The sequence below is a fragment of the Burkholderia sp. Ac-20353 genome (assembly GCF_017104785.1).
Lineage (GTDB): Bacteria > Pseudomonadota > Gammaproteobacteria > Burkholderiales > Burkholderiaceae > Burkholderia.
Genome location: NZ_JAAGPL010000250.1, coordinates 1 through 11,243, shown reverse-complemented (window position 1 = coordinate 11,243; position 11,243 = coordinate 1). Strand labels below are relative to the sequence as shown.

Below are 11,243 nucleotides of genomic sequence, written 5' to 3'. Positions count from 1 at the left end.
CGCCCGCGGCGTCCGGCGCGCAATCGGCGCCCGCAGGCGCGGCTGACGGAGACGCGACCGTGAACCTGTCGGGCCTGTCCGGCCAATTGCGCACGCGCTCGGCGTCCGGCAACGCGGACATCGACATGGGCCTCGTCCAGTCGATCAAGGACGCACTGAACAACGGCACGCTGACGATCGATCCGGGCAAGATCGCCGACGGCGTGCTGAATACCGCCCGCGAGCTGCTGCAGCAGCAGCGCCCGCAGGGCAGCTGAGCCGGCCCGACAGGCCGGCGCCCATGGTTTTTTGCCGGCGTGCGGCTCCGTGCGCCGGCGTGATGAGCGAGACGCGATGAGAGACGAGCTGCTGGCCACGGTCAACGACGAACATGCGACGGTCGAAGCGTTCGCGTCCCTGCTCGCCTACGAAGAGAAGGCACTGACGACGGCCGAGCCGCTCGCGATGCTGCCCGGCATCATCGAGAAGAAGACCGCGCTGATCGACCGCCTCGCGCAGCTCGAACGCACGCGGGACACGCAGCTGTCCGCGCTCGGCTTTCCCGTCGGCAAGAAAGGCATGGACCAGGCCGCCGAACGCGACGCGCGCCTCGCCGGCCGCTGGCAATTGCTGCAGCAATCCGCGGAGCGCGCACGCCAGGCCAACGCGACCAATGGCATGCTGATCCGCATCCGGACGGACTACAACGAACGGGCGCTCGCAGTGCTGCGCTCGGCGCCCGAGCGCGTCGGCTTCTACGGGCCGGACGGCCGGGTGTCGGCCGTCGCGCGCTGACGCGCGGCGCCTACAGCAGCGGACACGCGGTCACCTGCGTGCCGCGCTCGGCACACAGCCGCTCGTAGTCGCGCAGATAATCGCGTTCGTCGTCGCTCAACAGGTCGAGATCGATCAGATCCCAGTCGTAGCCCACCGCGACGATATTCTCGAACGTCATCGTATCCGGCTCCTGCTCGCTCGGATGGATGATCACGATATTCTCGATCCGCACGCCGCCCTTGCCCGGCACATAGATGCCCGGCTCGACCGAAATCACCGCATTCGGCACCAGCCCATACTTCGATCCCGGCGCGAACCGCACACCGCCTTCGTGCACGTGAATCCCGACGCCATGCCCGGTGCCGTGGCCGAAATCGTAGCCGTGGTCGCGGCACACCTGCCGCACGGCCGCATCGACGTCGCCGCCTGACATCTGTTTCGGGAACGGCGTGACGAGCCCCTTGATGCACGCCTTCAGCGCGACCGTGTAGATCTCCCTTTGCCACGGCTGCGCAACCGTGTCCGGACGGGTCCGGCGCAACACGACGCGCGTGCAGTCCGTCGCGAAGCCGCCTTCGTAGTACGCGCCGCTGTCGAGCAGCACGAGCTCGCCTTCGGTCAGCTCGACTTCGGTGCTCGCCGCCGTGTAGTGCGCGGACGCGCTGTTCGCGCCGTTCGCCGCGATCGACGGGAACGTCAGCGCCAGCGCCGAGCGCGCGCCGTACGCGTCGTTGATCACGCGGGCCAGGTCGTATTCGGAGTGCCGCTGCCCCGCCTCGCCCGTCTTCGCCCAGCGCATCGTCTCGGCGATCGCCGCGGAACTGCGCGCGAACGCGTCGCGGAACTGGTCGAGCACTTCCGGCGTCTTGCCGACCCGCATCGTCTCGACCGGACTGAAATCGGCATGTCGCGCGTGCGGCCACACGCGGCTCACCGTATCGACGAGCGCGCAGTTGACCGACTCGAAGCCGTAGCACACGTGTTCGACCGCGAACTGCGCGAGGATGCGCTCGAGTTCCGCGAAGTCGCGCCGGATCACGTGCAGCGCCGGATACGATTCGAGGTCGACCGGGCAACGGTCACAGCCTTCCGGCAGGAACAGGACGACCTGCTCGCCGACGACGAACAGGAAGCCCAGATGCGACGACGCATTCGGGATGTGATAGCCGCGGCTGTTCAGCAGGTAGCTGAGATCGTCCGACGCGCAGGTGACGAACGCCGTCTTGCCGTCCGCCGCGCCGGTGTGCGCGGCGAGCCGCTGGTTCAGCGTCGCGATGTTCTGCGCGACGCTCACGCCGGTCATCGATTCCGGCAGCTCGAAGATCGGCCGCTCGACGAACCAGCCCGGCAGCGCGATCGCGCGGTCGATTTCGCGGCCGACGATGCTCGTCCAGTCCAGCTTCGCCGCCTGCGTGCTGTCGAGCAGCCGGTCGCGCTGCGCAACGCTGAACCGCAGCCCGTCATAGCCGACCCGCTCGAGCCGGCCCGCGTGCGCGATCAGCCATTCGGCGATCGCCGGCCACATCGCCGTGTCCAGCCCGAGCTTCTCGACGTGCACACGCGCCGGATCGCACTGTTGCTCCGCCTGCAGGTGGTAGCGGCCGTCGACGAACAGCACGAACTGCTGCACGCCGAGCGCCTGCGCCGCCGCCGTGCTCAGGAAGATGCCGCAGCCCGCCGAGCCGTCGAAGCCCGACAGCGCGTAGCGCGGGTTGTTGCGGCGCGGCAGGTACTCGGTAATGAACTCGTCCTGCGACGTGATCACCACGGCGTCGAGCTGCATCGCGTCGAGCAGGCGCGACAGCCCCGCGTGGGTCTCGTCGACGGATGCATCGTACGGGGGAAGGCTGGAGAAACTGTATTTCAGTCGATCGATCATCGGATGCCCACATTGTTCATTGTTGTCGGAGCGCGCATGACTGCCAGTCCAGGCGGCACGGCGCCGAAAATTTTTGTCTCACTTAAATTTCTGGCGCCGTGCGGAAGAATCTAGAACGGGCCGGAATTGAGGTCAAGCTAAAATTTTAGTCAGACTGAAATTCTGCTCCGGTGCAACACGCTTGCCTGGCGCGGGAATCGCCCGCTGCGCGGTACAATGCGCCGGCATCATCGCCCGAACGGCCGTGCTTCGTGCGATTCGCGGAAAGGCTCGCCCTGGCTGCTGCACCGCCGCCCCCGCTCGCCGCCTACTCGTTGCCACGAAAGAGATTCATGGATTCAGACCTCATGCGTATCGGCCAGCGCATTCGGCGCTTGCGCCGGGAAGCGAAGAAAACGCTGCTGGAAGTCGCGACCGAAGCCAAGCTGTCGGTCGGGTTCCTGTCCCAGGTCGAACGCAATCTCACCGGCATCTCGATTTCGTCGCTCGTCAACGTCGCGAACGCGCTGAACGTGCCGATCGGCGTGCTGATCGACCAGCCGCGCCAGCAACAACCCGATTCGCATCAGGGCAGCCGGGAGTCGTATGCGGTCGACAAGACGTCGCAGAGCTACGAGCGGCTCTCGACCACCTTCGACGGCAGTCTGATCAACGCCGTCAAGGTTCAGATGATGGAAGGCTACTGCTCGGAATGGGTCGCGCATGGCGGCGACGAATTCGTCTACGTGCTGTCCGGGCAGATCTGCTATACGGTCGGCAAGAAGGACTACCCGCTGGCGCCCGGCGATTCGATTCACTTCGACGCGCACCGGAAGCACCGCGTCGCGAACGTGGGCGCCGGGCCCGCGGAGCTGATCGTGGTCGGCACGCTGCCGCTGTTCGACGACAGCTATGCCGAATTCGTGCCTGCATCGACCGAAATCATGCAGCCCGACAGCGACGCGCGGCTGCTCCCGGGCGAGCCGCGCGTGAGCCGCCGCCTGCCGATGCCGAAGCGCGGCCGCGGTGCGGACCCCATTCAGCCGGGCGCGATGCAGCCCGCTGCCAGGAAAGCCAGGGCTGCGGACCACACGGCGTCCGCAAAGCCGCGCGCGTCGGCCGGCAAGCGGCCGGCAGACGCCGCCCCGGTCGGCAAAGCCGGCGCGCGCAAGAAGAAATAACCCCCGGCGCTATTCGCCGATCTCGAGCGAGCGCGCGACCGCCTGGATCCGTGCGCGATGCACGGCATCCTTGATCTTCGCCACATCGTTGCCGAGGTCGCGCGCGATCGCGCCCGCATCGACGCCGCGCGCCGCCACGAGCGCCTCGCGCAGCCGCTCGGCCTGCGGATACGGCTGCGCTTCCAGCCCGAGCCGGCCACGCGCATCGGCCTCGCACGCCTGCACCATCTCGGCGAAGCGCGCAGGCTTGCGCAGCCCGTCCGCGCGCTCGAACAGGCGCACGAGCGCCGCCGCGCCCATCTCCATCACACGATGCAGGTTACCGTGCTCGCGCGCGACGACGAGCGCGAGATCGCGGCACTCGTTCGGCACTCGCAGCCGATCGCACAGCGGCTTCAGCAGGTCGACGCTGCGTCCCTCGTGGCCGATGTGGCGCGGCAGCACGTCCTCGGGCGTCGTCGCCTTGCCGAGATCGTGCGTGAGCGCCGCGAAGCGCACCGCGAGCGAATAGCCCTGCTTCGCCGCATGGTCGACGACCATCATCACGTGCACGCCCGTATCGACTTCCGGGTGGTAGTCGGCGCGCTGCGGCACGCCCCACAGCGCATCGACCTCGGGCAGGATGCGCGCGAGCGCGCCGCATTCGCGCAATACCGAGAACATCCGCGACGGCCGCGCCTCCATCAGCCCGCGCGCGATTTCCTGCCAGACCCGCTCGGCGACGAGCGCATCGACTTCGCCCGCATCGACCATCCGCCGCATCAGCGCGAGCGTGTCGTCCGCGAGCGTGAAATCGGTGAAGCGCGCGGCAAAGCGCGCAATGCGCAGGATCCGCACCGGATCCTCGACGAACGCGTCGCTCACGTGCCGGAACACGCGCGCGCGCAGGTCCGCCTGCCCGCCGAACGGATCGACCACCGGGCCGACCAGCGCGCCGTCCGGGCTCACCGCGCGAGCCATCGCGTTGATCGTCAGGTCGCGCCGCGCGAGATCCTCGTCGAGCGTGACATCCGGCGCGTAGTAGAACTGGAAGCCGTGATAGCCGGCCGCCGTCTTGCGCTCGGTGCGCGCGAGCGCGTATTCCTCGTGCGTGTCCGGATGCAGGAACACCGGAAAATCCTTGCCGACCGGCTTGAAACCGTGCCCGGCCATCTGCTCGGGCGTTGCTCCTACCACGACGTAGTCGCGGTCCTGCACCGGCACGCCGAGCAGCTCGTCGCGGATCGCGCCGCCTACTGCGTACACATTCATGGCGTCGGCTCGTAGTCGGCGATTACGTTGGTTTCGCGGCGCGCGTCGTCGATCCAGCGCCGTACCGCCGGCAACGCTGTCACGCGCTCGACGTAGCCGGCCGCGTCCGGCGACAGCCCCGGCGCGTACGTGTTGAAGCGCATCACGACGGGTGCGTACATCGCATCGGCAATACCGAACTCGCCGAACAGGAACGGCCCGCCCGATGCCTCGAGGCAAGCGCTCCACATCGCGTCGATCCGCGCGACGTCGGCGAGCGACTCGGGCGTCGCGCCGCGGCCCGGCATCGATGCGCGGATGTTCATGCCCATCTCCGTGCGCAGCGCCGCGAAGCCCGCATGCATCTCGGCGGCGATGCTGCGCGCATGCGCACGCTCGAGCGGATCGGCCGGCCACATCGGATATTGCGGATAGCGTTCGGCGAGCGTTTCAGCGATCGCGAGCGACTCCCAGATCGCGACGCCGTGGTCGTCGATCAGGCACGGCACCTTGCCGGACGGTGCATGCTCGAGGATGCGCGCCTTCGTATCGTCGCGGCGCAGCTCGATGACGATTTCGTCGAACGGTATGCCGAAGTGCGCGAGCAGCAGCCACGGACGCATCGACCACGACGAGTAATTCTTGTCTCCAATGACGAGTTTCATGACGGGATTCCACACAGGTAAGGACGAATCGACTAGCGGCGCGAGCGGAACCAGTCGAAGCGGGAGCGCATCGCCGCGTCGCCGAGATAGGCCGGCACGATGCTTTCGAGACTCACGGGCCGGATGCCGAGTTCCGGCGCGAGCGGGCCGGACAGCACGTTCGGCACCGACATCGACGCGAGATTGTCGCGCGTGATCACCGGCTTGCCCGGCAGGCATTCGAACACGCTTGCCTGCAGCCGCGCGAGCGCGTCGGGCAGCCGCACGATCCGCGCCTCGCGGCCGACCAGCGTGCCGCAATAGCGGACCAGCGCCTCGAGCGTATAGACCTTCGGGCCGCCGAGCTCGTAGGTCTTGCCGCGCGCGGCCGTCAGGTCGAGCGTATTGACGAACGCGCGCGCGACGTCGCCGACGAACACCGGCTGGAACTGCGCGTCGGGCATCGCGAGCGGAATCACCGGCAGCGTGCGGTGCAGCCGCGCGAACGTGTTGAGGAACGCGTCGCCGGGCCCGAACACGACCGACGGGCGGAAGATCGTCACCGCGAGCGAGTCGGTGGCCGCGACCGCATGCAGCGCGGCCTCGCCGTCGCCCTTCGAGCGCTGGTACATGCTCGCGCCGTGCGAATTCGCGCCGAGCGCGCTCATGTGCAGCAGCCGCTGCACGCCGGCCTCGAGGCATGCGCTCGCGAGCGCGGCCGGCAGCGCGACGTGCGCGCGCTCGAAGCCCGGGCCGTAAGGCGTGCCGTGGCCGCCGTGCAGCACGCCGACGAGGTTCACGGCCGCGTGCGCGCCCGCGACGAAGCGGTCCAGATGACGCGTGTCGAGCTCATCGAGCTCGACGATCTCGACCGGCAGCATCGTCAGATGGCGCGCGTGGTCACGGCGCCGGGTGCCGATCCGCACTTGCTTGCCCGCATCGATCAGCGCACTCACGAGCCGGCTGCCGATGAAGCCGGTGCCGCCCAGCAGCGCAACGGTCTGGCGATCCATGTTCGATGCTCCATCGTGCCGGTCAGTGCCGGTCAGTGCCGGTGAGCGCCCGTCGCGGGCGGGCGCACCGGCCCCAAATCACACTGTCGCGCACCCTGCCGCGCACGCTGCCGCGTCTCGCGCGGCAGCGTGCAGGTCAGGGCGAGATCGTGCCCAGGCGCTTCTTCAGCGATTGCGGCTTGCCTTCGAAGAGCGCCGCGTAATAGACGGTGTTCGACAGCACGTTCTTCACGTAGTCGCGCGTCTCGTTGAACGGAATCGTCTCCGCGAAGATCGCGCCTTCGACCGGCTGCGTCAACACCTGCCGCCACTGGCGCGGCCGGCCGGGCCCCGCGTTGTAGCCGGCGGTCGCGAGCACCGGCGAGCTGTCGAAGTTGTTGTAGATGTCCGCCAGATACCAGGTGCCGAGCTGGATGTTGGTATCGATGTCGTGCATCTGCGCGCGCGTGATCGTGCCGAGGCCGAGCTTCTTCGCGACGAGCTGCGCGGTGGCCGGCATCAGCTGCATCAGGCCGCCCGCGCCGACCGACGAACGCGCGCTCGTGATGAAGCGCGATTCCTGGCGGATCAGCCCGTACGCCCACTCGACGTCGAGCCCGGTCGATTGCGCGTAGCGCTCGACGATATTCCGGTACGGCGACGGATAGCGCAGCGTGAAATCGTGCTCGGCCTTCGTGCGGTCGGCGGTGTTCACCGCGCGGTCGAGCAGGTCGACCCGCTTGCCGTACTCGGCGGCTGCGAGCAGTTGGCGGTCGGTCATCCCGCGCAGCGGAAAGTTCCATTCGCGGTTGCCTTCGAGACGCAGGTTCAGCGCGTAGAAGCGCTGCGCGAGCGCGAAGCCCGGCACCTTGCTCATCTCGTTGATCTCGGCATCGGAGACGGTCGTGCGCGGCGGGATCTTCGTACGCTGGCCGAGCTCTTCGCCGGCGAGCTGGCCGTAGAAGCCGAACTGGCCCGCGATCTGCTCGAATTCCTGGTTCGCCTGCAGCGTATCGCCGCTCTGCTTGAGCGCGCGCGCATGCCAGTAGACCCACGCCGGATCGTCGCGCAGCGACGGCGGCATCTGTTCGATCGACCAGCGCACCATCGGCCAGTTGCCGACCAGCAGCGCGCTGCGCGTGCGCCATTCGTACGCGGAGTTCGACAGCGGCGCATTCGCCGATTTCGCATACCAGACCGACGCGAGCGCCGAGCGCTTCAGCGCGCCCTGGTAGCCGACCGCGCCCCACGCGATCGCCTGTTCCTGCTTGGTCAGCGACGACGCGAGCGACGTGAGCATGCCGGCCGCCTGGTCCGGATCGTTGCGCGCCAGCCGGCCGATCGCGATCAGCGCGAGCTGGTGCGACACCGCGTCGGGACCGACGCCGCGCGCGAGGAACAGCGGCGGCGCGCTGGTCGCCTGGTCGAACGCGACCGGACGCGCGCCGAGCGCGTCGACGATCTTGCCGCCGACCGTCGTGTAGTTCTGCTCGAACGCGAGCCGCGCCTGCTGCCACACGTCGTCGCTCGAGAACTGCTGATTGACCGTGAGCGCGGTGATCAGGTCGACGCACGCGTCGCCGTAGTTCTTCGGTTCGACGAGCAGCGCGCGCGCCGCATCAGCGACGTTCTCGCCGCGCGCCGCGCGCGATTCGAGCGCGTAGCACTTCACCTGCGTGTCGTCGTCGAGCACGAAGCGCTTGTACTGGTCGTCGAAATTGCGCCAGTCGTGGCGCGCACCGAGCACGAGCAGGTAGTCGTTGCGCATCCGGTCGGCGATCGCCTGGCCGTCGTAGCGCTGCAGGAACGACAGCACGGGCGCGTCCGGCGCGTCGACGCGCGCGCGGCCCGTCGCATCGAACAGCTGCGGCTTGATCTGGAAATACTCGAGGTACGACGGCACCGGATAGTTCGGGATCGTCGCGGCAAGCTGCGCGGCCTTCGCGGCATCGTTGCGGCGCGCGGCTTCGCGAAGCTGGACGAAGGTCTGGTCGTCCCCGGAGAGCGTGTCGTCGGACGGCGCGGCGCATGCGGCCGTGCCCGCGACGAGCGCGGCGGCCGAAAGCGTCAGCGCGACCGCGCGATATACTCGGAAAAGGCTGTTCGACATCGTTTTGAATGGAGCACGAAGTGAACGAAAGCATAGCACGCAACCCCTTCGCCGAACGGAAGGCGGCGCTGCGCAAAACGCTGTCGAAAGCCCGTCGCGACGCCGCGTCGCAGGCCGCGCCGAACGCTGCGCTCGACGCGCGGTTGCGTGCACTGCTCGAACGGCTCGCGCCGCGCACGGTCGGGTTCTACTGGCCGCTGCCCGGAGAGTTCGACGCGCGCGCGGCGGTGCTCGCGTGGCGTGCGGCGGGTGCCGGCAGGCAAGCCGCGCTGCCCGTGATCCTCGAGCAGCGCGCGCCGCTCGAGTTCCATGCATGGGACCACGCAACGCCGATGCGCGAAGGTCATCACCGGATTCCGGAACCGGCGTCGGGCGTCGTCGTCGTGCCGGATCTGCTGCTGATTCCCTGTGTCGGCTTCGATAGCTGGCTGTATCGGCTCGGCTATGGCGGCGGGTATTACGACCGCACGCTCGCCGCGTGGCCCGGCGCCGCCCTGCCCGTCACGGTCGGCATCGCCTACGAGGCATGCAAGGTCGACACGCTGCCGACCGAAGGACACGATCTCGCGATGCACTGGGTCGTGACGGACGAGGAAACCTACGTGGCCGACGCGTAAGCGCGCCGACATCGCGTCAACAAACCGTCGCAATCGGCAGCCTACACTGCCGGATCGCCGAGGGCGCCGCGTTCCTACAGCGACGCCGCGGCGCGTGCGGCCGTGTCGTAGAGCCCGGACGCGTGGCGCAGCAGTTGCGCCGCGTCGCCGATCTGCTCGTTGGTGAGGCCGCTGTCCTTGAGCGTCTCGATCAGGCAGTGCTCGCGCACCTCGCGGTACCTGAGGCACAGGTCGCGCCCGGCGTCCGTTGCGAAGAAGAACACTTCCTTGCCGCTCTTCTCGCTCTTCACGTAGCCGCGTGCGATCAGTTTTTTGAGCGCATAGGTCGCGACGTGCGTATCCTCGATGTTGAGCACGAAGCAGATGTCGGCGAGTTTCTTCTTGCGTTCGCGATGGCTGACGTGATGCAGCAGCGACACCTCGACCGCCGTCATGTCCTTCGCGCCCGCCGCCGACATGCAGCGCACCATCCACCGGTTGAACGCGTTGCCGGCCATGATGAGCCCGTATTCGAGCTCCGACAGCTCCGCGCTCGAATCGGAAACGAGATGTTCGGACGACACGATCTTGGTCGGATGACGCTTCATGTGGCAGTCAGCGCAGGCGGATGTCAGGGTGTGCAGAGTGTACGTCAGATGCCTTCGGGCACCAGCTAGGCATAAACGCTTATTAGCAAGTTATCGATATTTTATTGACAATGTACGCCAACATTGCCGTTCGAACCGTGCGAGTCCGATGACGCATCCACGCATTTTTCCGCTCGGCGACGCCGCACTCGTGTGCGAAGCGCCGCCGCCCGCCACGCTCGACTGCCAGCGCCGCGTCTGGGCCGTGGCCGAGGCCGCGCGCGCGTGGCCGCACGTCGTCGACGTCGTGCCGGGCATGAACAACCTGACGATCGTGTTCGACGTGCTCGCCGCGTCCGCCGACGCGCTGACGGAAGCGCTGCGCGATGCGTGGGAAACCGCCGACGTCGAGCACGCGAGCGGCCGCGAAGTCGAGATTCCGGTCGAATACGGCGGCGCAGCCGGGCCTGACCTCGCGGCCGTCGCCGCACACACGGGCCTCGCCGTCGACGAGGTCGTCGCGCGTCACGCGGCCGCCGAATACATCGTGTTCTTCCTCGGCTTCCAGCCGGGCTTCGCATATCTCGGCGGCCTCGACGCATCGCTGCACACGCCGCGCCGCGCGGCGCCACGCCTCGAGGTGCCGGCCGGTTCGGTCGGCATCGGCGGCGCGCAGACCGGCATCTACCCGACCACGTCGCCGGGCGGCTGGCAGCTGATCGGCCGTACGTCGTGCGCACTGTTCGATCCGTCCCGGCAGCCGCCTACGCTGCTCCTGCCCGGCGACCGGGTGCGCTTCACCATTGCGGGAGTCCACGCGACATGAGCCACAGCAAAGCGCCGGGCAGCATCGAGGTGCTGCGGGCCGGCCCGCTGTCGACCGTGCAGGATCTCGGACGCCGCGGTGCACGCCATCTCGGCGTCGCGCAGGGCGGCGCGCTCGACAGCCTCGCGCTCGAGGTCGGCAACCGGCTCGTCGGCAATCGCGCCGATGCGGCCGCCGTCGAGATCACGTTCGGCCCCGCCGCGTTCCGCTTCACGCGCGACGCGCGCATCGCGATCACCGGCACCGAGTTCGGCGCGACGCTCGACGGCAAGCCCGTCCATTCATGGTGGAGCCTGCCGGTCGTGGCCGGCCAGATGCTCACGCTGCCGGCCGCGAAGCGCGGGATGCGCGGCTATCTGTGCATTGCGGGCGGCATCGACGTGCTGCCGATGCTCGGCTCGCGCAGCACCGATCTCGCGTCGCGCTTCGGCGGCCTCGGCGGCCGCGCGCTGCGCGACGGCGA

General features: G+C 68.4%; 12 protein-coding genes. 6 read left to right on the top strand and 6 right to left on the bottom strand.

What is annotated here, in order from left to right:
- Window positions 1-257, top strand: a 257-nt coding sequence (flgM, locus tag G3N94_RS36605) for a flagellar biosynthesis anti-sigma factor FlgM (RefSeq protein ID WP_205799114.1), incomplete at its 5' end; no start/stop codon positions are given.
- 76 nt (window positions 258-333) lie between these two features.
- A complete protein-coding gene (locus G3N94_RS36600; protein WP_205799113.1) occupies window positions 334-774 on the top strand; it encodes a flagellar protein FlgN in 441 nt (146 codons plus the stop codon).
- A gap of 10 nt (window positions 775-784) precedes the next feature.
- Here the strand turns inward: G3N94_RS36600 and G3N94_RS36595 are convergent, their stop codons facing one another.
- Complete coding sequence (locus tag G3N94_RS36595; RefSeq protein ID WP_205799112.1) at window positions 785-2,635, bottom strand: M24 family metallopeptidase; 1,851 nt, start codon at window positions 2,633-2,635, stop codon at window positions 785-787.
- 332 nt (window positions 2,636-2,967) lie between these two features.
- On the opposite strand from G3N94_RS36595, the gene G3N94_RS36590 reads away from it, so the two are divergent.
- On the top strand, window positions 2,968-3,795 hold the full coding sequence (locus tag G3N94_RS36590; protein ID WP_205799111.1) for an XRE family transcriptional regulator: 828 nt from the start codon (window positions 2,968-2,970) through the stop codon (window positions 3,793-3,795).
- A gap of 9 nt (window positions 3,796-3,804) precedes the next feature.
- On the opposite strand, the gene G3N94_RS36585 is transcribed toward G3N94_RS36590, so the two are convergent.
- The 4 genes from G3N94_RS36585 to G3N94_RS36570 form a co-directional block, all read right to left on the bottom strand.
- On the bottom strand, window positions 3,805-5,046 hold the full coding sequence (locus G3N94_RS36585; protein ID WP_205799110.1) for a multifunctional CCA addition/repair protein: 1,242 nt from the start codon (window positions 5,044-5,046) through the stop codon (window positions 3,805-3,807).
- The gene (locus G3N94_RS36580) at window positions 5,043-5,690 is read right to left on the bottom strand and encodes a glutathione S-transferase family protein (protein ID WP_205799109.1); all 648 of its coding nucleotides are present in this window, start codon (window positions 5,688-5,690) and stop codon (window positions 5,043-5,045) included. The genes G3N94_RS36585 and G3N94_RS36580 overlap by 4 nt, the downstream gene beginning before the upstream one ends.
- Before the next feature lie 32 nt (window positions 5,691-5,722).
- The gene (locus G3N94_RS36575) at window positions 5,723-6,682 is read right to left on the bottom strand and encodes a complex I NDUFA9 subunit family protein (RefSeq protein ID WP_205799108.1); all 960 of its coding nucleotides are present in this window, start codon (window positions 6,680-6,682) and stop codon (window positions 5,723-5,725) included.
- Window positions 6,683-6,818: 136 nt separating this feature from the next.
- The gene (locus tag G3N94_RS36570; protein ID WP_205799107.1) at window positions 6,819-8,771 is read right to left on the bottom strand and encodes a lytic transglycosylase domain-containing protein; all 1,953 of its coding nucleotides are present in this window, start codon (window positions 8,769-8,771) and stop codon (window positions 6,819-6,821) included.
- An 8-nt stretch (window positions 8,772-8,779) separates the two neighbouring features.
- Here G3N94_RS36570 and G3N94_RS36565 point away from each other — a divergent pair, with 8 nt between their 5' ends.
- Window positions 8,780-9,388: a 5-formyltetrahydrofolate cyclo-ligase gene (locus G3N94_RS36565; RefSeq protein WP_205799106.1), complete on the top strand. Its 609-nt coding sequence runs from the start codon at window positions 8,780-8,782 to the stop codon at window positions 9,386-9,388.
- 74 nt (window positions 9,389-9,462) lie between these two features.
- Here the strand turns inward: G3N94_RS36565 and G3N94_RS36560 are convergent, their stop codons facing one another.
- Window positions 9,463-9,975 (bottom strand): winged helix DNA-binding protein, encoded by a 513-nt coding sequence (locus G3N94_RS36560; protein ID WP_205799105.1) that lies wholly within the window; start codon window positions 9,973-9,975, stop codon window positions 9,463-9,465.
- Between the two features lie 148 nt (window positions 9,976-10,123).
- On the opposite strand from G3N94_RS36560, the gene pxpB reads away from it, so the two are divergent.
- Window positions 10,124-10,780 (top strand): 5-oxoprolinase subunit PxpB, encoded by a 657-nt coding sequence (gene pxpB, locus G3N94_RS36555; protein ID WP_205799104.1) that lies wholly within the window; start codon window positions 10,124-10,126, stop codon window positions 10,778-10,780.
- On the top strand, window positions 10,777-11,243 hold a 467-nt coding region (locus G3N94_RS36550), incomplete at its 3' end, for a biotin-dependent carboxyltransferase family protein (protein ID WP_205799103.1). The genes pxpB and G3N94_RS36550, both read left to right, overlap by 4 nt.